We start from the raw sequence: 19,209 nt of genomic DNA, 5'->3' as shown, positions 1-19,209 counted from the left end.
GAGGGGGAGGGCTGCCGGGAACGCCCGGCAGCCCGGTTTCCGGTTCTGGTGGGGCCGCCCCGGCAGCCAGGGCGCCGTTCACCCGGGCGTCGTGCGTCCAGGACCGAAAGGCTGCGGAGGCACGGTCCGGACCCGGTGTTGTCGCCGTGTGTGCGGCTCGGCCGTTGCCGGCCGGGCGGTTCAGCCCAGCTTCATGACGTAGCCCGCGTGGTGCAGCTCGTCGCCCCTGAACTCCCCGTAGGCCCAGAAGCCGAGGTCGTCCAGGTAGTCGATGCGGTCGCCGTCGATCCAGAACCGCCCCTGGTAGGCGTGGGGGCGGCCGCCCCGGGTCTCGTCGTAGCGGCCGTCCGCGGTGAGTTCCTGGTGCAGGAAGTCGTTCCGGTCGATCCAGAGGCCGAGCCGGGGGCTGCCGGTCAGGTCCGGAGCGGCGGGGATGCCGGCCTCGGGGGTTGTGGGCCCGCCGGGAATTTCGGTGCCCGACCACCGGACGGGACGGCCGGCCGCGACCAGTGCGCGGACCTGCTCCGGGTGGGACACGAGGGTGGCCACCGCGCTCGGCACGTCGGCGGCGAGTTCGTCGGGTACCACCAGGAAGTCGGTGTTGTTGCCGGGCGTCAGCGTCGCGACGTACTCCGAGCGCCGGCCGCGGCCGCCGGCCAGGGCGACGGTGTCCACGACGGCGGGGACGATGGTTGTGTCCGTGCAGTCGACGACGATGGCGTTGTCGTCCTGTGCCGCGGTGATGATGCCGGGGCCGACGCCGACGATCAGGTCGCCGACGAACAGGATGTCGGCACCGGTCATGGTCCCGATCAGCGGGTCCATCGTCACGATCCGGGCGTTGGTGAACAGGACGGGGCGGCCCCCGTCGTTCGAGAGGATCTCGTCGAGCGCCTCCGGGTGCCAGCTCAGGGTGCCGATGTGGGCGTGGGTGTCGTTGGTGGTCATCGTTTTCCTCAGGGGTTCGGCTCTTCGGTCCGCCCGGCGAACGAAGCGGGCTTCCTCACGGGCGGGTCGCGGCTGCTCGGCCGTCACGGCAGCCGCATGACCACCAGGTTCGTCCGGCCGGACAAGCGGAACCAGGCCGCCGTGCACCCGGGTGCACGGCACCCACCCATGCCCGGCCGGAGGAGAGCGGAAGGGGCCGGCACCATGGCCGGCAGGGAGATGACGGGTCCGGCACAGGCCCGGCGCAGAGCGTCCGGGAAATTCGTCCGCCCCGGCACGTCACTCCCGCTCCGTTCCGTTCCGTTCCGAATCATGGGTGCACGGCTCCCAGGAAGCCCGTACCCGGGGACGCGGCGGCCTGGCCACGTTCCGTCATTGGGCCCGAGAGTGAAGCCATGACCAGCAACGACACGCCTCGCGCTCCGCACCCGTACGTCGGGATGTGGGTGACCGCGGACGGATTCATCCGCCAGGAACTACTGCCGAACGGCCGCTACGACGAGGCCCGCGGACGGCGCCGGAGTGCCTACACCGGCCGGTACACCGTCAGCGGCAACCACATCGACTACGTCGACGACACAGGTTTCACCGCCACGGGGGACGTTCGTGACAGCGTTCTCTTCCACGAGCACCTGGTGCTCTACCGTGAGGGCGATCACCGCATCCGGCGGGAAGGTACGGGGCCGCGCAGCTGAGGGACCTGCTCCTGGATTCCCGAGGGGCCGTCGGTTCCGGGCTGACTCCAGGAGCGGGCGGCCGACGGTACGAGGCACGGTTGCCCTCACAGGCCCGAACACGCCCGGCTGCCACAGCGAGGGCTCGTCGCCGGCCGGCGAGCCCTCCTTCTCGTCCAGGGCCCTTTCACAGGCGGGGCCACACAGCAGTCAGCTGTTGCCGGACGACAGCGAAACCTCCCGCACCACCTCTGCCGATGCCTCTTCGCCGGCACCGGACCGAAGCGCGGTGAAGGCAGCCGCGGTGACGCTCGCCGGCTCGGCCTGGTAGACGACCAGCTGCTGATGCGGGGCTCCCCCCACGGTGAAGGCCGAGAACCGGACCTCCAGAGCACCCACCTCGGGATGCAACAGGTACTTCTCCTGCTGCGTCTTGCTCCTGACCTCGTGCCGTGCCCACAGCCCGGCGAACTCGGGACTCCTCCCGCGGAGCGTGTCGACGACCTCGGTCATCCGCGGTGACTCGGGGTCGTGTCCGAAGGCCGCACGCAGTTCGGCCACGCACGAGTGGGCGGAATCGTCCCAGTCCCTGTAGAAGGCACGTCCCGCCGGGTCCAGGAAGACCATGCGAGCCAGGTTGTCGAACCGTTGGAATCCGCTGTGCAGGGCCGCGGCGAGCGCATTGCGCGCCAGGATGTCCAGGGCCGGGCCCAGGACAAAGGCGGGGGTGTCGGGCCAGCCGTCGATCAGCCGCAGAAGGTGGGGGTGAACCCTGTCGTGGCCGGCCGGAACACCGCGACGTTCCTGGGGCGCCCTGGTGAGCCTGCGCAGATGGTCGTGCCCCTCGTCACTGAGGTGAAGGGCGGCGGCGACGGCGTCGATCACCTGCGGGGACGGGCTGGACTCCCGTCCCTGTTCCAGGCGCATGTAGTAGTCGGCGCTCACCCCGGCGAGCATGGCGACCTCCTCACGGCGCAACCCCGGCACCCGCCGGCGCCCGTGCTCCGGAAGCCCCACGTCCTGCGGCTTGAGGGCTTCGCGCCGTGCTCTCAGAAAGTCTCCCAAGGGAGTGGTGTCGCTCATTGCTCCAACCTAACGGAGAGGCCGGGCCCGTCCTTCGTCCCTCTCGTGCGGGCCTGGCCGGTGGACCCGGCCCGAACGGCGGTGACTCAGTCGAGCGCGGCGCCGGCCGCCGGCTCCTCGGCCACTGCGCCGGCACTGAGGGAGCCGAGCAGGGACAGTGCGTCGGCGGAGGCCGTGCCTGGTTCGGCTTGGTAGACGACGAGTTGCTGCGTCGGGGCGCTGTTGACGATGAAGGACGCGAAGTGCAGTTCGAGGTCACCGACCTGAGCATGGTGGAAGCGTTTCGTCTCCCGCGTCTTGGCGCGCACGTCATGCCGCGCCCACAGCGTGGAGAAGTCCGCACTTTTCAGGGACAGCTCGCCCACGACCTGGCTCAGGCGCGGATCCTCGGGATCGATGCCGGCCGCACGGCGCAATGTGGCCACCGTCGACTCGGCCGCACGGTCCCAGTCCCGATGAAACCGCCGCGCGACCGGGTCCAGGAACGTCATGCGCAACAGGTTGTCACTGTGAGTGAAGTCGGCGTGAAGAACGCTCGCGAGCCGGTTACGGGCCAGGATGTCCAATACAGGGCTCACGACGAAAGCAGGCGTGTCACGCCACGTGTCGAGGAGACGCCTGAGGTGCGGGGCGACTCGTTCGACGCGCGGTGCTCGGCGTGTCCGGCGGGTGGTCGGGCCGGCCACGCGGTGCAGGTGGGCCATCGCTTCACCGTCCAGCTGCAATGCCCGCCCCACGGCCTCGAGGATCTGCCGGGACGGATGCCGCTCGCGGCCCTGTTCGAGACGCGTGTAGTAGTCGGAACTCACCCCCGCGAGGGCGGCCACCTCCTCACGTCGCAGACCGGGCACCCTGCGACGACCGGAGGTGGGAATCCCCACGTCGCAGGGGCGCAGGCGGGCACGCCGCGCCCGGAGGAAACCTCCCAGCGTGTTGTCGACGAGCTCCTTCTCTCTGTCCATACGTCGAGGCTAGAGCGGTGCGACGCACTGCCGTAGGGGCGAGGGAGGGTGCGCTTACCCTGGGAACAGCACACCCTGGACAGTCACACGCCTGTTCGAGCCGACGACGGCCTCGCTCTCCGAGGGCGGCACAGGCCGAGTGCTTTCCACCCGTCGCAGGTGAAGCGCCGCGACTCCTCAGCACTGTCTTGGCATGTGTCTGCCTGGCCGGTCCCGCCCTGCGCCGGGAGATCCGAGCCGGTGCGACGTGGTGAGGAACCGGAACCGAAGCCCACCCACAGCCACTCGCCGCTTTCCGGCTGCCTGGCGCGTACGGGGCACGCTCAGGTACGGCTGGACGCCTCGGTGCCTGACGTGGTGCTTGACGTCACGGTGCGGTCGACAGACCGGCCAGCAGACTGCGCCGTGCGGATTCCACATGCTCTTCGGCCCGGCGGGCCAGCGTCCGGATGTCGCCGGAGCGCAGGAGAGCGGCCAGCTCGCGATGCTCGTCGACCACGCGTGCGCGGTAGTGGTCGTAGGCCACGTCGACGCGGCGCAGCTGGAACAGGTGCACCTGAGAGCGGATTGCCTCCCAGGCGGAGGTGAGCCTGCCGTTCCCGGCCGCGGCGTAGATCTGGTCGTGGAAGGCGATGTCCAGCGCCACCAGCCGGGGGGCGTCACCGCCCTTGGTGATCTCGGACGTCATCCCGGCCACCAGCCGATCCAGCGCGGACAACTGCTCCGCGGTCGCGGCTCGCCGCGCGGTGGTCGCGGCCAGGCGGTCCAACGCAGCCCGCAGCGCGTAGACCTCCTGCGCATCCTCGGCCGTCACCCTGATGACGGTGGTGCCGCGGTGCCAGCCGCCACGCACCAACCCCTCGTGCTCCAGCTGGGCCAGTCCCTCCCGGACCGAGCCACGGCTGACCCCGAGGCGTTCGGCCAACTCCACTTCGCGCAGTGGGGCTCCGGGCGGGAAGTGACCCGAGAAGATCGCGGCGCGCACCAGGTCGGCGGCTTCGTCGGCCAGCCCGCGCCGGGCGGCCTTCGGCAGTGCAGATGACATGCAGCCATGTTGACATCCGGACAATCGGAACCACCAGACCGGCCAGGCGACTCGCCCCGGATTTCCGGTCGACTCTTGTCCTAATGTTGACATTAAAACATCGGGCGGGTCAGGCTGCTCTGGCCGCCGACTCCACCAAAGGGGACCCCGATGCCACACCGACCCGCTTTCCACCTGGCAGTCCCGGTCGACGACCTGGTCGCCGCCCGCGGCTTCTACGGACAGGTGCTCGGTCTGTCCGAGGGGCGCAGCGCCGACCACTGGGTGGACTGGAATCTCGAAGGCCACCAGTTGGTGACCCACCTGGTGCCGACCGTGCCGCAGCCGGCGGGTACCAGCGTGGTGGGACAGCACCGGGTGCCGATCCCGCACTACGGTCTCCTGCTGCCCGAACAGTCCTTCCACCAGTTCGCCGAGCGGTTGCGAGCCGCGGGGGTACGCTTCGACATCGAGCCGCATCGCCGCTTTCCCGGTGAACCCGGCGAACAGTGGACCATGTTCTTCCGCGACCCCGCGGGCAACGCCCTGGAGTTCAAGTCCTTCCGTGACGAATCGATGGTGTTCGCCCGATGAGGGGCGTGCTCGTCACCGGTGGATCGCGGGGCATCGGCCGCGCCGTCGCGAGGGCCTTCGCCGCCGGCGGTGACCGGGTCGCGGTGCAGTACGCCGGCCGCCGTGCGGACGCCGAACGGACGGTGCGCGAGCTGCCCGGCACCGGACACACGCTGCTCCAGGCCGACCTGGGCGAGCCAGGTGCGGCCGAGCGGACCGTGGCCGAGGCGGTGGCCGCGCTCGGTGCCGTGGACGTGCTGGTGAACAACGCGGCCGTGGCACCCGCGGCGGACACCCGGCACCCGATCGCCGAAACCCCGCTGGAGCACTGGCAGCAGGTCTGGCGGCGGATGGTCGACGTCAACCTGCTGGGCGCGGCCGACTTGTGCTGGGCCACAGCCCGCCACCTCGTCGACCGGGGCACCTGCGGGGCGATCGTGAACATCGGCTCGCGCGGCGCGTTCCGGGGCGAACCCGATTTCCCCGCCTACGGGGCCACCAAGGCCGCTCTGCACGCCCTTGGTCAGTCACTGGCCGTGGCCCTGGCCCCGCACGGCATCGCGGTCACCTCCGTCGCGCCCGGGTTTGTGGCCACCGAACGGCAGACGGGGAAGTTGTCCGGCCCGGAAGGCGAACGTCTGCGTGCGGAGAGCCCCTTCGGGCGCGTCGGTACCCCGGAAGAGGTCGCCGCCACGGTGCATTTCCTCGCCTCCCCGGCCGCGACATGGGCCTCGGGAACCATCGTCGACCTCAACGGCGCGTCCCACCTGCGCACTTGACACACAACCGCGCGAGAGAAGAACGGCGCGCGTGTGGGGCCCCACCCACGCAGGGGACCAGCTCGGCCTGGAGGTGACGGTGCGCGGGAAGCTGGAACCGCTGAGAACGAAGATGGCCGAGCTCGCCAATCGCGGCGGTACGGGCCCACGTCGAACGCAGCCTGACTCACCCCGCCGTCGTCGCCCTCGACCGACTCGGTATGATCGCTGCCCGAGCGACAGGAGTTGTCGCGCTCGGAGGTCCTGGGGCCGGCCTCGGCTGCACTCCGTGCCCCTGCAGCAGGATCCCCCGGGCGGATGCACCTCTTCGGACCTACGTGCCGGCAAGTGCTGCGCGTAGGCGACGGGCCTGGCTCACCGGCCGTGAGCTGCCCCGCCGGTCGGCTATCGGGTCGAGTCCGGGTATCTCGCCCTGGGCTCCGGTACGTTCGGCGCACTCGGTGGCCACGGTGAGCAGTTCGCCCAGGCCACGGGACTCGGCCGGGGAGAGGTCTTCGGACAGGAGCGGTGGCAGCGCGTCACGCAGCACGGTCCAGACGGTGCGGTACGCGCCGGTGGACGCGGCCGTTCCCAGGGAGTCCGCCAGGCGGCTCGGAGTGACGATCCCGATGAGCATCAGCGCACCGAGGTCGGTGGCGAGCGCACCGGGCCGGCGTGGAGGGCGCCGGCACCTTCGTCGCGGGCCTGTCCCGCTACCTGGTGACCCAGCGGATTCAGGTGTTCGAAGTGAACCGGCACGATCGGTCGGCCCGCAGGTTGCTCGGCAAGTCGGACCCGCTCGATGCCCAGGCCGCAGCGCGAGCCGTGCTCACCGGTCGCGCCCGAGCCAGGGCGAAATCCGGCGACGGTCCGGTGCACAGCGCCCGGATCTTCAAGCTCGCCAAGGACTCCGCGGTCAAGGCCCGCACCCAGGCGATCAACTAGCTCAAGGCCGTCCTGGTCATCGCCGGCCCCGCCCTGCGGGAACGCATGTCGAGCCTCGGCAACGCCGAGCTGTCCCGCACCTGCGCGCGCTTCAGCCCACCCGACGGTGGGGTAGACGAGGACGCGGTGGCCCAATCCACCCACATGACATTACGCGTGCTCGCCGAACGCATCGAGCAGCTCACCGGCCAGATCGATGAGTTGAACCAGCGACTGACCCGGCTCGTCGAACGCCACGCCCCGCAGCTGCTCGTACCGGTGGGCATCGGTCCGGACAGCGCCGTCACCATGCTGATCAGCATGGGGGACAACCCCGAGCGGCTGAACACCGAGGCGTCCTTTGCCGCACTTTGCGGAGTCAGCCCCATCGAGTACTCCTCCGGCCGACGGAGCACGCGCCGGCTCAACCACGGCGGTGACCGGCGGGCCAACGCCGCCCTGCACCGCATCGTCTTCACCTGCCTGCGTCACGACCCACGCACCCAGGCGTACTACGAACGCCGCACCCAGGAGGGCAAGACCCGCCGTGAGATCATCCGGTGCCTCAAGCGATACGCAGCCCGCGAGGTCTTCAACCTGGTCAGACCGGCTTTCCGCACCCCTGCGTTATAGGGGCGTCCGTGCCCGTCAGCGTCGGCGGGCACCGCACGCACGATCTCGTGTGTGGCGTGATCATTCCTGTGGTGACCCGGTGTGTGCGCGTGTAGCGTCTGCGTCAGCTGTCGTGGTGGGGATTTCCCCGCCCGCGCCTTTGGTGTGGGCGTTTTGCTGTGCTGTGCCGCGGGAACCAGGACGATCACCTCCGTCTGCCATACGGAGTAGTAGGCGTTCATCGACTGGAAGGCATAGACGTGGCAACGGGTACTGTGAAGTGGTTCAACGCGGAGAAGGGCTTCGGCTTCATCGCCCAGGACGGCGGCGGCCCGGATGTCTTCGCGCACTACTCCGCGATCAACTCCACCGGCTTCCGAGAGCTTCAGGAGGGCCAGGCCGTGACCTTCGACGTCACCCAGGGCCAGAAGGGCCCGCAGGCCGAGAACATCAACTTGGCCTGACCTCGCAGACCTGCTCGCGAGATCGTGCGCGCCGCGTCCGGTGGCCGACGCCCACCTGGACGAAGACGCCTGCTCTCGTGCCGGGCCTTCACAGATCAGGGCCGCGCAGCCATGGCTGCGCGGCCCTGATCTGTGAAGGCCCGGGGCCGCTGCCACTTCGGCTTGAACCTTCCTGACCTCAGTCGCTGCAAGCGACGTCCGCTGCATGGACAGGCGGCCATGTACATGACTGTGGGTGTGCGGTCTCGACGGGGAGCTTCCGGGGGTGCTCGCTCGTCCGACGAGTCTGCTTGTTTGTTCACAGGCGGATGACGACCAGCGCGACGAGCGTATGCGAAAGTCGATTGGGTCGATTCCGATCGGTGCCGTACAGTTCACCGTACCGACGCGGGGTGGAGCAGCTCGGTAGCTCGCTGGGCTCATAACCCAGAGGTCGCAGGTTCAAATCCTGTCCCCGCTACTCAAACGTGAAGGCCCGGCATCCACCGGGCCTTCACTGCGTGTGTGCCGGTTCGGACCTGGCTCTCGGCGAACAGGGCACCGCAGTCGCAGAAGGCGTCAACGCGCTGGGCTGCACCGAGGCCGTACGCCGCCTCAGCCACCGTGCTCACGGGATCGTGGGTCTGACACAAGGCGGCAATCTGTTTTGTTGCCGTGCAGGTCGCCGCGCCAGGCCCAGACGAAGGCGAAGTCGGTGGTGATGGCGTACCCCAGGACGTGGGGGCGGCCGTGGAACTCGCGGCTCTCCTTCGACGGGGAGGCGAGGGCGACCGAACCGTCCGGCGCGTACCGCCAGGGCAGGCCGCCCTTCGCCCCGTCATATTCGACGCATGAGCCACACTCGGGCAGGCGTCCGGGGGCGGACGCCGATGTGCACGAGGTGAAACCCGGCGACGAGTCGGTCCTGATGTCCAGCCTCATCATCGGCCCACCGGGTTGGCCCGGGCGGCCTGGTGGCGAGCGCTGCGCCGGGCATCCCGCAGCACCTCCAGCAGCTGACCTGCCGCCCGAGCAGCAACATGACGGCCGCGGGCATCAGAAACGCGGACAGCCCGGTACCGGCCACGAGGAGAGAAAGTCCGCCAGACATGACGCTCATTTGACGCTCCGGCCGCCTCACAGCCTGCGCCCAAGGCACCCCATGTGAACTGCACATTCTCCTCCCGTCCACACACCTTGTGACGTGTTTCCGATGACGCATCACGTGAAGTGCGTGGCGATTCTGGAGCCTGCGGACAAGGGCGCCTGACCTCGGGTTCGTGAGCCAGACGCTTGCAGCAATCAGGCGGCGACGAGCTCCTGCTCACGGTCCGGCGTCTTGACCTCGGGCTTCTTGTTCGGCAGCGAGAGCCGGAAGACCTTGCGCCACGCGGAGAACACCTGCTTGGGCAGCGGCCCGGTGACGTACTCCAGCTCGTACTTCTCGAACAGCGCGCGCACCTTCACCGCGACCTCGGCGTACCGGTTGCTCGGCAGGTCCGGGAACAGGTGGTGCTCGATCTGGTGCGAGAGGTTGCCGGTCATGAAGTGCATGGCCTTGCTGCCGCTGATGTTCGCCGAGCCCATCATCTGGCGCAGGTACCACTGGCCGCGTGTCTCGCCCTTGATCGACCGGCGCTCGAAGACCTGTACGCCCTCGGGGAAGTGCCCGCACATGATCACGGAGTGGGACCAGATGTTGCGGACCAGGTTCGCGGTGAACGTGGCGGCGAGCGTGGGGAGGAACGACGGGCCCGACAGCAGCGGGTGGATCACGTAGTCCTTGAGCACCTGCTTGCGGATCTTGCGGCCCACGGCCCTGGCCCGCGCGCGGAACTCCGGGTCCTTGCGGCGGCGCTTGCGCAGGTTCTTGCCGAGCTCCAGGTCGTACGCCGCGATGCCGTACTCGAAGAAGCAGGCGTTGATGAAGTTCCACAGCGGCTGGCCGAGGTGGAACGGGTGCCACTTCTGGTCCTCGTCGACGCGCATGATGCCGTAGCCGAGGTCGTTGTCCTTGCCGATCACGTTGGTGTACGTGTGGTGCAGCTCGTTGTGCGAGTGCTTCCACTGATCGGACGGCGAGACGTGATCCCATTCCCAGGTGGTGGAGTGGATCTTCGGGTCCCGCATCCAGTCCCACTGGCCGTGCAGGACGTTGTGGCCGATCTCCATGTTGTCCATGATCTTCGCCACGGACAGCCCGGCGGTGCCGAGCACCCACGCGGGCGGGAAGAGCGAGAACAGCAGCACGCCCCTGCTGACCAGCTCGAGCTTGCGCTGCGCCGAGATGACCCTACGGATGTAGGCGGCGTCTTTCTCGCCGCGGCCGGCGATCACTTCGTCGCGGATCGCGTCCAGCTCGCGGCCGAGCTCCTCGATCTGTTCCTCGGTCAGGTGGGCGGTGGGGTCGATGGCGGTCAAAGTGCTCCTACCGTTCGATGTCGCAAGGGCCCGCCGCGGCGGACACACAGGTCTGGATGAGGACGCCCGGCTCGGCCTCGGTGATCTCGCCGGTGCGCAGGTCGCGGACGGCACCCGCCTTGAGCGGCGTGACGCAGCCGAAGCAGATGCCCATGCGGCACCCGGAGGGCATGAGCACGCCGGCCTCCTCGCCGACGTCCAGCAACGGCGTGGTGCCGTCCGCGTCGACGGTCTTGCCGGTGGCACTGAACGTGACCTCGCCGCCGTCACCGGTGGCGACGACGCTGGGGCGGAAGCGTTCAATGTGCAAGCGCTCTGGGACGCCGTGCTCACTCCAGTGCTTCTCGGCGGCGTCGAGCAGACCCGCGGGCCCGCAAGCCCAGGTCTCGCGCTCGGTCCAGTCGGGCACGAGTTCGTCGAGACGGGCGATGTCGAGCATGCCGTGGGTGTCCGTGTGCACCTCGGTGAGCCGGAGCTTCTTGTCCGCGACCAGGTCGTGCAGTTCGTCGCGGAAGATCACGTCCTGCGGCCGTGGCGCGCAGTGGACCATGACGACGTCGTCGAACTCGGTGTCGCGCAGCATGCCCATCACCGGTGTGATGCCGCTGCCAGCCGTCAGATAGAGCACCTTGGCGGGCTTGGCCTGCGGCAGCACGAAGTCACCGATCGCCTGGTCGAGCTGAATCAGTGTGCCCGGTTTCGCCCTGTGGACCAGGTGGTTGCTGACCTTGCCGTCCGGGATCGCCTTCACGGTGATCGTGACGCGGCCGTCCTGGCGGTCGGTCGGCGAGGTGATGGAATAGGCACGCCACAGGCGCACCCCGTCGACGTCCACCCCGATCCGCACGTACTGACCGGCCGTGTGGCCGCGCCAGCCCCGTCCCGGCCTGATCACGACAGTCGCGGCGTCATCCGTCTCGGGGTGCACGGCCTCGATGCGCCCCCGCAGGTCAGCGCCCGCACGCAGGGGGCTGACCAGGTCGAGGTAGTCCGACGGCAGCAGCGGCGTCGTGACCAGCTCCAGCATTTTCCACGCCCTGCTGCGGAGGGCTGCACTACTCATGACTTCAGCTTGCTGCGCCTTGAGGCGTAAAGTCCTGACCGCAGGATGTGAATCTGGTCGGCTGAATTGTTCACAGGGAACAAAAACGTGAGTCATGCAATCCGGAGGGCCAGCGAACTGGCCCTGGATGAGACGACGGTCACCGCACTTCGGGCCGCGCTGAAGACCACCGCCGACGAGGTCGTCCAGGCGATCATCGACGAGGTCCCTCCCTATGCCAACGCCCTTTCGGGCAGTATGGGCGGCACCATCCGCCGAGCCGTTCGCACCGCCCTCGGCCACTACCTGGACCTCGCGAGCGGGAACGCCACGGGCGGCGACGGCGGTGACGCGGCCTACGACCTGGGCCGCGGCGAGGTGCGCGACGGCCGTTCGATGGACGCCCTGCTCAGCGCCTACCGCGTCGGCGCCCGCGTGGCCTGGCGATGCCTGGCAGCGGGCGCCGTGTCCGCAGGTCTGCCCGCCGCCGAGGTCGCCAAGTTCGCCGAGCTGACCTTCGCCTACATCGACGAGCTCTCCGCCGCGAGCGCCGCGGGCCACGCCGACGAACTGGCCGCCCGGGGCAGGGCCCACGAGCGCCACCTGGAACACCTGGCCCGCGACCTCCTCGCCGACGCGAGCCCGGACGTGCTGCTGGCCTCTGCTCAACGGGCCGGATGGCAGCCCCCGGACTCGCTGACGGCGGTCCTGCTGCCCGCCGCCCAGGCCCGGCCTGCCTACCGCGCGCTCGACCCGAGCACCCTCGTCCTCGACGATCTGCCGGACGCCACCGGTGTGCTGCTCGTCCCCGGTGCCGACCGATCACATCTCTTGCGGCAGCTGACCGACCGCACCGCAGTGGTCGGCCCGGCCCGGCCATGGACTCGTGCGTCCGCCTCGTACGCACGAGCCCTACGCGCGCGCTCCCTCTCCTCTGATATCCGCGACACCGAGGACCACCTGCCCGAGCTCGTACTGAGCGCCGACGTCGACGCGTACGCAGACCTGCGTGCCCGAGCCCTCGCACCGTTGCACACCTTGCCTGTCACGACCGCACGGCGGCTGGAGGAGACGTTGCGGGCGTGGCTGCTGCACCAAGGCAGGCGGGACGAGGTCGCGGCGGCGTTGTTCGTCCATCCCCAGACCGTCCGGTACCGGATGTCGCAGCTGCGGGAGCTGTTTCCGGATCTCGCATCGCCACACCGGGTCCTCGAACTGACGCTGGCTGTCGGTCTTCGGGACAGCTGACGCGTACTTCGACCGTCCACGAACTCCCGGCGGATCCCGGCATCGTGCTCGGTGTCCCAGCCGGGACGGTTCGGGTGAACGACGCGATCAAGGTGCAGCAGGTCGGCTGACAGGGAGCGTTCCACCACGAGTCGCCCACCTGCCGATCCATCAGGCCCGCGTCTCGCACGACCAGCCACACCCGGTCGCGACTGAGCGGGAGTTGGCCGAGGAGGACGCCGGTCGCTTCGAGCAGGGTGTTGGCGAAGGGCCAGGAAATAGGATCTGACCTCGGGTTTTCCGAAGATCGCTCAGGTCGACATCTTTCCGATGACCCACCAGGCCGGTGTGCCGCGATTGAACCGGTCGCGAAGAGCTCCTGAACTGCGGTTGTGTGCGCACAATGTGCGGTGCGGGCGTTCAGTAGGTGGGATCGTAAGGGCTCCAGTGCCCGAGGAAGGGTTTCAGGTCGTCGGCTTGTGGCTTGGGAATGTCGGGCAGCCGGGGCGGTGTGTTCAATGGGTCGAGGCGTTCAACGGTGGCCGCTGCCCAGCTGATCCATTCCTCGGCTTCGGTTCTGGCCTGGCCCGGAGGCATGTCCTCGACTCGCGTGCGTACGGTGCTCACGTATTGGGTCAGTCCGGTGGCGTGTCGCCATGCCGCTTCCTGAGCTTCTAGGTGTCTGACGCGGTACGCCTCCGCGTACCGGATGCGGGCTTGTTCCATGGCGGCTTCCCAGCGGATGCGCTTGTGGCGTGCCGCTTCGGCCTCGTCCTGGCATCTGCGTTCGGCGGCTTCGCCGCGCAGCGTGACCTCCTGTGCGATCTCGGCGAGCTGCTGTTCGAGGGCGCGGCCGGGAGCGTCGGCCCATTCGCTCGCCCGGTGTGGCTGGCCGCCGCTGAGGATGATGCGGAGGCGTTCGGACGGGGTGTAGTCGAAGCGGGGGATTCTGACCCAGGAGTGCTTCTTGGCGTCGGCGAGTTCCTTCTCGGTGGCGACGTGCTCGGCCCGGTCCTGCTCCTGGAGGACGACAAACCCCACTGTCTGGCCCTGTGCGGTGATGGTGAAGCGGGGATTTGCCCTGCGGCGGCGATGAGGTGGGGGTGCGAAGCCGGTCTGCCCGGCCGAGCAGGTGCGCCCTTCGGCCTCGGCGGCGGTGATCAGTGCCTGGATGAGCCGGAGAACGCGTCCTTGGACGGGCTTGGTCAGGCCCAGCGGCTGGCGTTCGTTCTGCATGGCCCGCACCACGGTGTGCGGCCGAGTGAGCCGCGAGGGCACGGGGACGGAGTCCAGGACGGCAAGGCGCCAGGCGGGGATGTCGACGAGCTTGATCTCGTACCCGTCGCGGCACCAGTTTCCGTACAGCTCCTTCGTCTCCGGAACCCTTCCGGACCTGCGTGCGGCGGCGACGCGGGACGGCCACTTCTCCAAGCCGGGACCGCTGCCGCTCTTGACGATCCTGCCGCCGGCCTCCGCGAGCTCCTGTAACAGCTGTTCCGTGAGCGTCACACGAGGATGTGAGGGAGGGCGTGGTTTCCGCCCGGCGGCCAGAGTTGCCTGTGCTCGGGTGGGCTGGGGTCGTGCAGTGGCGGCCTGGGTCTTCCGCGGGCGTGATCCGCGGGGAGGGTATGTGCCGTGTGCCAGGTAGTGTCGGCCGTCGCTCGTCAGGGCGACGCTCCACTGCCCGGCCTTCCGGGAGACCGTGACCAGGCCCCGGTTGTGCAGTGCCTGACAGGTGGTCTTGTAGGAGTTGGTCTCCCATACGCAGGCAGGGCACCCGGCCTCCACCCACTGCGACACCGAGAGCTGCCGCTCGTTGACCTGCCGTTCCAATGGTCCGCCTTCGACTCGAAGTGACGTACGACGGCGGCATGGTGCCAGTTCCGTTGGTAGACGACCGGTGCTTCGACTCAATTCGTCCGAACGAGCGAGCTGACGTGGCTGCAAGCTGGATAGACGGAGAGCGGTAGGTGGGTGCTGTCCTGCGGCGGGGTCTGACTCCTGAGATGCCTGACCAGAGTGTCCTGCTCACACTCTACGGGGGAGGAGCCGCAGCTGCCGCAGCCGGTGAGCACCGCCTCCTTGCGTGACGTCTGCCTGTCAATGCCGGTCAGGGGTGGACGAGAGTCAACGCCTTGTCAGCCCGCTCAGTCAGATTGAGTATCGGTTCGGCCGAAGTCATCCGGCAGTGATCGAGTTACGCCGCTGTACCGCGATCGATGGGACGGTTGTGCAGTGTCATCCCGGACGGGGCCTGACTCGTGAGATCTATGACCGAAGTGTCCAGTCACGGACCTGTCGACTGCCGTTGCGGGATGGTTTCTGTTGTCACCGAGCCACAGGGCGTGTCCCTATAGGGGCCTTGCCGAGTTTCAGGCGCCATCACGGTTCAGACCGCCCGAGCAGGCCGGTGCCATTCACCCTAGCCAGCACGTCAGCATGTGGGAGGCGAACCATCCTGACGACCCGGCAGCGCAGCACCTCATCGAGCGCGGATCAACCCGTGCGGAGAGAGGTCGTGCTGGGCGTGGACACGCACGGCGAGGTGCATGTCGCCGCCGCGGTCTCCCCGCTGGGGAAGGTTCTGGGAACCGAGTCCTTTCCGGCGACGGCGGCTGGCTACCGGCAGCTGCTTGTCCGGGCCCGCAAACGGGGGACGGTGCGCCGGGCCGGGGTGGAGGGCACCGGCACCTTCGGCGCGGGCCTGTCCCGCTACCTGGTGACCCAGCGGATCCAGGTGTTCGAAGTGAACCGGCCCGACCGCACGGCCCGCCGGCTGCTCGGCAAGTCGGACCCGCTCGATGCCCAGGCCGCAGCGCGAGCCGTGCTCAGCGGTCGCGCCCAGGCCCGGGCGAAATCCGGCGACGGTCCGGTGCACAGCGCCCGGATCTACAAACTCGCCAAGGACTCCGCGGTCAGGGCCCGCACCCAGGCGATCAACCAGCTCAAGGCCGTCCTGGTCATCGCCGGCCCCGCCCTGCGGGAACGGTTGTCGAGCTTGGGCAATACCGAGCTGTTCCGCACCTGTGCGCGCCTCGGCCCACCCGATGGTGGGGCAGACGAGGACGCGGTGACCCAGGCCACCCACATGACGCTGCGCATGCTCGCCGAGCGCATCGAACAGCTCACCGGGCAGATCAATGAGCTGAACCAACGCCTGACCCGGCTCGTCGAGCACCACGCCCCGCAGCTGCTCGAACCGGTGGGCATCGGTCCGGACAGTGCTGTCACTGTCCTGATCACCATGGGGGACAACCCCGAGCGGCTGGACACCGAGGCGTCCTTCGCTGCCCTTTGCGGAGTCAGCCCCATCGAGTACTCCTCGGGCCGGCGGAGCACGCGCCGGCTCAACCACGGCGGCGACCGGCAGGCAAACGCCGCCCTGCACCGCATCGTCTTCACCCGCCTGCGCCACGATCCACGCACCCAGGCGTACGACGAACGCCGCACCCAAGAAGGCAGGACCCGACGTGAAATTATCCGGTGCCTCAAGCGATACGCAGCCCGCGAGGTCTTCAACCTGGTCAGACCGGTCTCCCGTACCCCCGCGTTACAGGGGCGTCTGTGAGACGTGAGAGGGTGCGGGGCGTGAGTGAGACACCGTCGCACACCCTGCAATACCGCTTTGACGGGCCAGAAGAGGCCCCGGTCCTGATCCTCGGTCCCTCACTGGGTACCACATGGCACAGGTTGTAGAGACCGTCCACGGTAGTCCACCTCAGTCCATGTCGGTCGTGTAATGGCAGGTCAGAGCATCACGGTCGACGGGAGTCGACTCAGTTGGTGATAGGTGTGTGCGAGCGCTCGTGATAGCGCGAGTGAGACGACCAGGCCCCGCCGAGTGTTTGGCGGGACCTCGTCGTCACTGGCTCAGGGCGCCGATGGCATCAGCTGCGGGCTTCGTTGTACTCCGGTTCTCCGCTTTCGAGCATGCGGAGCAGGGACGCTGTGACGACGCGCGAGCTTCGTCCGATGCGAAGCACGCGGCACGGAAACCGCCCCCTGCGGATCAGGTCGTACCCCTTCGCTCGCGAAAACCCAAACGCCCTTGCGGCGTCCTCCACGCTCCCCGTTCCGTTCCAAGTGGCAGGAATATGCGCGGGACTGTATCGGGCGCTCACAGGCTCGCTTTCCCGTATGTGCATTAATTTCCTTCGTTTTGGTGGATGGTGCTTGCGTCGGGTATGCAGTGCGCAGACGCAGGTAGGCGCGGTAGCCCCCAACCGTCCGCGGAGCTGCCGGTTTGGCTAACCGGCGGTTCGCTGCTATGTTTCCGCGGCCTGGACCCAACGGCCGTTAGTCCAGGCCGCCCCGCGCTTTAGCGGAGCATCGCCCCTGCCTGCTGGTGGAGAAGGCGATGTGGAGAGATCGCCGTATCGTGGCGGCACTGAAGTGTCGTCCGCAGCCGTCGGTATCGAGTCTGCTTCAGGCCCGCAGTTATTAGACTCGTGCGGAAATGTAGGCCGCCCACGCATGCAGCGTGCGCGGGCGTGTGGTCTCTCGGGGGGCGACATCGGGCGCGACCCTGGGGACGTGAGCCGTGGCCGCCTCGTCACGGCGCTGCGCAGCACGTTGGTCGAGGCGGAACCGGCCGTGCGGTAGCCCGAGCAGGTCGAGGCGACATGGATGGGTCAGGTGCTGACCACGGATGCGGGGGATGCCGCTCGGCAGCCGTCACCGCGGCGACCGCCCTGGCACCACCGACGACAGCGAATGACCCCGGCGACTCCCTCGGCCGGGTGTCCGGCGAGGGCGCCGTCGACTACTGGGCCTCTTGGCGTATCGAGCCCTCGACTGACGCGCCTCTACTCGTGTGGAGCGGGAGGTCCGGTCGCCGGGTGGGGAATCCCGTTCGTGGTATGCGCCGGAGCCGTGGCCCGCTCCTCAGCTCTTCGCCTCCGGCACGACGGTGTACATGACGGAACGCTGCTCCTTGTGGCGGCGGATGCGGCCCTTGGCGACCAGCGACTCCAGGGTGTTCCGCACCACCTGTGGCGTCGGGTTGCGATCCGGGTGCGCCTCCAGCAGCTCGTCGCGCAGGTCCGCGGCTGCGCAGGGGGCGTCGTGCCGGCCGAGCAGCTCCAGCAGCAGGTCGCCGAGGAGGGGCCGCTGCGTCTTCCCCTTCGCACCGGTCTTCGTCCTCCCACCCACCGGAGCGGCGGTCCCGCCGGAGCGTCGCGAAGCCGTGCCTCCGGTCGTCCGCTTGGTCTTCGCGGTGACCGACCCGTCCCGCAGTTGCTCGGGGAGCGGGGACCGGTCCGCGATGCCCTCGTAACGCCGGGCGAGGTCCAGGATGTCCGTCAGGAGGGCTTCCTCCTGCTGCAACACCGCCATCCGCTCGGTCAGTTCACGCTGCTGACGGCGGTTCTCCTCCAGGTCCGACGCGGCTTGCTCCACCAGCCGCGATCGGACGGTGGCTGTCGACTGGCTGGTCACGACGTTTCACTCCCTCGTTGAGGACGGTGGTGCGCATGCTACCCACCTCGGGAGCACACGTGGGCAGGTGTCTACGCGGGTGACACTCCGGACATGCTCACCTGTCACGACCATCATGGCCCGCCGGGGCCCTTCTGTGGGCGCACATGTCACATGTCAGGGGTACGCGACGGGCTACGGCCGTGCGGGCCGGGCCGCCGTAGCGCGGAGGCCGCGTGGTCCGGCTGGAGGTCGCGGCCTCAGGTTGTTGCGAAGGGGGAGCGGTCCGTGGGGGACGCACCCACATGTAGGTGACACGGGTCGGTCAGGTGTGCTGGACGCGTCCGGGGTGGGCAAGACGGCGCGGCCGGGGGAGGAACGCGAGGGAGCGGGCGGCCACGGCGCCGATCAGCGCGGTGGCGGTCCCGACGACCGTCCAGCTCAGGGAGGTGTGCCAGGTCGACGGCGACAGGGACAGCATGCGCACCCCGTAGGTCGCGCTGGCGGCGAGGGTGAAAGTGAACGCCCAGAAGCCGAGGGTGAACCTCATCCGCAGGTACCTGGGGAGCAGGAAGAGGTGCGGCAGCAGGAGGGCCGCCAGGGTGCTGAGCAGGGCGGGCAGGACCTCGTCCTGGCCGGGGCCGGCGATCGCCCGCCAGGCGTTGCCGGCGACGGCGGGCGGCGCGGAGAACACCGCGAGCGTCGGCAGCAACTGCTCCGGAACGGCGGGCCCGGTGGCGAACCGCACCAGCAGCAGCCCGCCGATCAGCAGCCAGAAGAGGACACCCGCGGCGAACAGCGCGGTGGCGACCCTCCGGTGGCCGGTGGCGACGACCGACTGCGCCGAGATCAACGACGCCGCCACGGTCGGCAGCAGATAGGCGCCGTGCAAGGCCCTCGCCTCGCGCGGCACGGTGAGCAGTGTGGCCACGAACCAGGCGCCGAACGCCGCGCTGAGCACTAGCATGGACCAAACAGGAAGGGCCCAGCGCGGGCTGCTCCTGCGCCAGCCGGGCGCCGAGGAGCGAACCGACGGCGGGTGCCAGAGCGGCGAACGGGCCGGTGGCCGGGTGGCGCAGGTCCTCGGCGACGCCGTGGGGACC

General features: G+C 69.0%; 19 protein-coding genes, 1 tRNA gene and 1 pseudogene. 9 read left to right on the top strand and 12 right to left on the bottom strand.

What is annotated here, in order from left to right:
* Positions 1–180 precede the first annotated feature (180 nt).
* Positions 181–948 carry an Atu4866 domain-containing protein gene (locus C1708_RS06230; protein WP_106411706.1) on the bottom strand — a complete coding sequence of 256 codons (768 nt, stop codon included), beginning with the start codon at positions 946–948 and terminating at the stop codon, positions 181–183.
* 395 nt (positions 949–1,343) lie between these two features.
* On the opposite strand from C1708_RS06230, the gene C1708_RS06225 reads away from it, so the two are divergent.
* Positions 1,344–1,643 (top strand): Atu4866 domain-containing protein, encoded by a 300-nt coding sequence (locus C1708_RS06225; protein WP_106411705.1) that lies wholly within the window; start codon positions 1,344–1,346, stop codon positions 1,641–1,643.
* A 189-nt stretch (positions 1,644–1,832) separates the two neighbouring features.
* Here C1708_RS06225 and C1708_RS06220 read toward each other — a convergent pair whose 3' ends face one another.
* The 3 genes from C1708_RS06220 to C1708_RS06210 all read right to left on the bottom strand — a co-directional run bounded on the left by C1708_RS06220 (position 1,833) and on the right by C1708_RS06210 (position 4,712).
* On the bottom strand, positions 1,833–2,705 hold the full coding sequence (locus C1708_RS06220; RefSeq protein ID WP_106411704.1) for a helix-turn-helix transcriptional regulator: 873 nt from the start codon (positions 2,703–2,705) through the stop codon (positions 1,833–1,835).
* An 86-nt stretch (positions 2,706–2,791) separates the two neighbouring features.
* On the bottom strand, positions 2,792–3,667 hold the full coding sequence (locus C1708_RS06215) for a helix-turn-helix transcriptional regulator (protein WP_106411703.1): 876 nt from the start codon (positions 3,665–3,667) through the stop codon (positions 2,792–2,794).
* A 367-nt stretch (positions 3,668–4,034) separates the two neighbouring features.
* Positions 4,035–4,712: a GntR family transcriptional regulator gene (locus C1708_RS06210; RefSeq protein WP_106411702.1), complete on the bottom strand. Its 678-nt coding sequence runs from the start codon at positions 4,710–4,712 to the stop codon at positions 4,035–4,037.
* Positions 4,713–4,862: 150 nt separating this feature from the next.
* On the opposite strand from C1708_RS06210, the gene C1708_RS06205 reads away from it, so the two are divergent.
* Together C1708_RS06205 and C1708_RS06200 are read left to right on the top strand one after the other, a co-directional pair.
* Positions 4,863–5,285, top strand: coding sequence for a VOC family protein (locus C1708_RS06205; protein ID WP_106411701.1), 423 nt, complete (start codon positions 4,863–4,865; stop codon positions 5,283–5,285).
* On the top strand, positions 5,282–6,043 hold the full coding sequence (locus C1708_RS06200; protein ID WP_106411700.1) for an SDR family NAD(P)-dependent oxidoreductase: 762 nt from the start codon (positions 5,282–5,284) through the stop codon (positions 6,041–6,043). Before C1708_RS06205 ends, C1708_RS06200 begins: the two co-directional genes overlap by 4 nt.
* 313 nt (positions 6,044–6,356) lie before the next feature.
* On the opposite strand, the gene C1708_RS06190 is transcribed toward C1708_RS06200, so the two are convergent.
* Entirely contained in the window at positions 6,357–6,659 is a 303-nt protein-coding gene (locus C1708_RS06190) for a hypothetical protein (RefSeq protein ID WP_106411698.1), read from the bottom strand.
* A gap of 38 nt (positions 6,660–6,697) precedes the next feature.
* On the opposite strand from C1708_RS06190, the gene C1708_RS34890 reads away from it, so the two are divergent.
* From C1708_RS34890 to C1708_RS06175, 4 genes are all read left to right on the top strand, one after another.
* Positions 6,698–6,967, top strand: a complete 270-nt coding sequence (locus tag C1708_RS34890; RefSeq protein ID WP_241911177.1) for an IS110 family transposase — start codon at positions 6,698–6,700, stop codon at positions 6,965–6,967.
* A gap of 45 nt (positions 6,968–7,012) precedes the next feature.
* Positions 7,013–7,579 (top strand): transposase, encoded by a 567-nt coding sequence (locus tag C1708_RS34885; RefSeq protein WP_241911176.1) that lies wholly within the window; start codon positions 7,013–7,015, stop codon positions 7,577–7,579.
* Positions 7,580–7,818: 239 nt separating this feature from the next.
* Positions 7,819–8,022 (top strand): cold-shock protein, encoded by a 204-nt coding sequence (locus tag C1708_RS06180; RefSeq protein ID WP_030052720.1) that lies wholly within the window; start codon positions 7,819–7,821, stop codon positions 8,020–8,022.
* 386 nt (positions 8,023–8,408) lie between these two features.
* Positions 8,409–8,482: transfer RNA gene (locus C1708_RS06175), tRNA-Met, on the top strand.
* A gap of 188 nt (positions 8,483–8,670) precedes the next feature.
* Here C1708_RS06175 and C1708_RS34880 read toward each other — a convergent pair.
* The 3 genes and pseudogenes from C1708_RS34880 to C1708_RS06160 form a co-directional block, all read right to left on the bottom strand.
* Positions 8,671–8,835, bottom strand: a pseudogene (locus tag C1708_RS34880) (succinyl-CoA--3-ketoacid-CoA transferase); the annotation flags it as partial.
* Positions 8,836–9,303: 468 nt separating this feature from the next.
* Complete coding sequence (locus tag C1708_RS06165) at positions 9,304–10,422, bottom strand: fatty acid desaturase family protein (protein WP_106411697.1); 1,119 nt, start codon at positions 10,420–10,422, stop codon at positions 9,304–9,306.
* 7 nt (positions 10,423–10,429) lie between these two features.
* Complete coding sequence (locus tag C1708_RS06160) at positions 10,430–11,485, bottom strand: ferredoxin reductase (protein WP_106411696.1); 1,056 nt, start codon at positions 11,483–11,485, stop codon at positions 10,430–10,432.
* 87 nt (positions 11,486–11,572) lie between these two features.
* On the opposite strand from C1708_RS06160, the gene C1708_RS06155 reads away from it, so the two are divergent.
* Positions 11,573–12,712: a PucR family transcriptional regulator gene (locus C1708_RS06155; RefSeq protein ID WP_106411695.1), complete on the top strand. Its 1,140-nt coding sequence runs from the start codon at positions 11,573–11,575 to the stop codon at positions 12,710–12,712.
* A 399-nt stretch (positions 12,713–13,111) separates the two neighbouring features.
* On the opposite strand, the gene C1708_RS34875 is transcribed toward C1708_RS06155, so the two are convergent.
* Entirely contained in the window at positions 13,112–14,200 is a 1,089-nt protein-coding gene (locus tag C1708_RS34875; RefSeq protein ID WP_241911175.1) for a hypothetical protein, read from the bottom strand.
* Between the two features lie 946 nt (positions 14,201–15,146).
* On the opposite strand from C1708_RS34875, the gene C1708_RS06145 reads away from it, so the two are divergent.
* A complete protein-coding gene (locus C1708_RS06145) occupies positions 15,147–16,259 on the top strand; it encodes an IS110 family RNA-guided transposase (RefSeq protein ID WP_502696113.1) in 1,113 nt (370 codons plus the stop codon).
* A 319-nt stretch (positions 16,260–16,578) separates the two neighbouring features.
* Here C1708_RS06145 and C1708_RS06135 read toward each other — a convergent pair whose 3' ends face one another.
* The 3 genes from C1708_RS06135 to C1708_RS06125 form a co-directional block, all read right to left on the bottom strand.
* The gene (locus tag C1708_RS06135) at positions 16,579–16,836 is read right to left on the bottom strand and encodes a helix-turn-helix domain-containing protein (RefSeq protein ID WP_106411694.1); all 258 of its coding nucleotides are present in this window, start codon (positions 16,834–16,836) and stop codon (positions 16,579–16,581) included.
* A 739-nt stretch (positions 16,837–17,575) separates the two neighbouring features.
* Positions 17,576–18,127 carry a hypothetical protein gene (locus tag C1708_RS06130; RefSeq protein WP_198602411.1) on the bottom strand — a complete coding sequence of 184 codons (552 nt, stop codon included), beginning with the start codon at positions 18,125–18,127 and terminating at the stop codon, positions 17,576–17,578.
* A 304-nt stretch (positions 18,128–18,431) separates the two neighbouring features.
* On the bottom strand, positions 18,432–19,073 hold the full coding sequence (locus C1708_RS06125; RefSeq protein ID WP_241911173.1) for an SLAC1 family transporter: 642 nt from the start codon (positions 19,071–19,073) through the stop codon (positions 18,432–18,434).
* Positions 19,074–19,209: the final 136 nt, after the last annotated feature.

It is taken from the genome of Streptomyces sp. DH-12, from assembly GCF_002899455.1.
Classification (GTDB): domain Bacteria; phylum Actinomycetota; class Actinomycetes; order Streptomycetales; family Streptomycetaceae; genus Streptomyces.
Note: the sequence above shows the minus strand (reverse complement) of the source record. Positions and strands in the feature narration are given on the sequence as shown.

Coding starts and splice junctions, on each gene's coding strand:
- C1708_RS06230 (WP_106411706.1), bottom strand. CDS start 948: ATGACCACCAACGACACCCACGCCCACATCGGCACCCTGAGCTGGCAC.
- C1708_RS06225 (WP_106411705.1), top strand. CDS start 1,344: ATGACCAGCAACGACACGCCTCGCGCTCCGCACCCGTACGTCGGGATG.
- C1708_RS06220 (WP_106411704.1), bottom strand. CDS start 2,705: ATGAGCGACACCACTCCCTTGGGAGACTTTCTGAGAGCACGGCGCGAA.
- C1708_RS06215 (WP_106411703.1), bottom strand. CDS start 3,667: ATGGACAGAGAGAAGGAGCTCGTCGACAACACGCTGGGAGGTTTCCTC.
- C1708_RS06210 (WP_106411702.1), bottom strand. CDS start 4,712: ATGTCATCTGCACTGCCGAAGGCCGCCCGGCGCGGGCTGGCCGACGAA.
- C1708_RS06205 (WP_106411701.1), top strand. CDS start 4,863: ATGCCACACCGACCCGCTTTCCACCTGGCAGTCCCGGTCGACGACCTG.
- C1708_RS06200 (WP_106411700.1), top strand. CDS start 5,282: ATGAGGGGCGTGCTCGTCACCGGTGGATCGCGGGGCATCGGCCGCGCC.
- C1708_RS06190 (WP_106411698.1), bottom strand. CDS start 6,659: ATGCTCATCGGGATCGTCACTCCGAGCCGCCTGGCGGACTCCCTGGGA.
- C1708_RS34885 (WP_241911176.1), top strand. CDS start 7,013: ATGTCGAGCCTCGGCAACGCCGAGCTGTCCCGCACCTGCGCGCGCTTC.
- C1708_RS06160 (WP_106411696.1), bottom strand. CDS start 11,485: ATGAGTAGTGCAGCCCTCCGCAGCAGGGCGTGGAAAATGCTGGAGCTG.
- C1708_RS06135 (WP_106411694.1), bottom strand. CDS start 16,836: ATGCACATACGGGAAAGCGAGCCTGTGAGCGCCCGATACAGTCCCGCG.
- C1708_RS06125 (WP_241911173.1), bottom strand. CDS start 19,073: ATGCTAGTGCTCAGCGCGGCGTTCGGCGCCTGGTTCGTGGCCACACTG.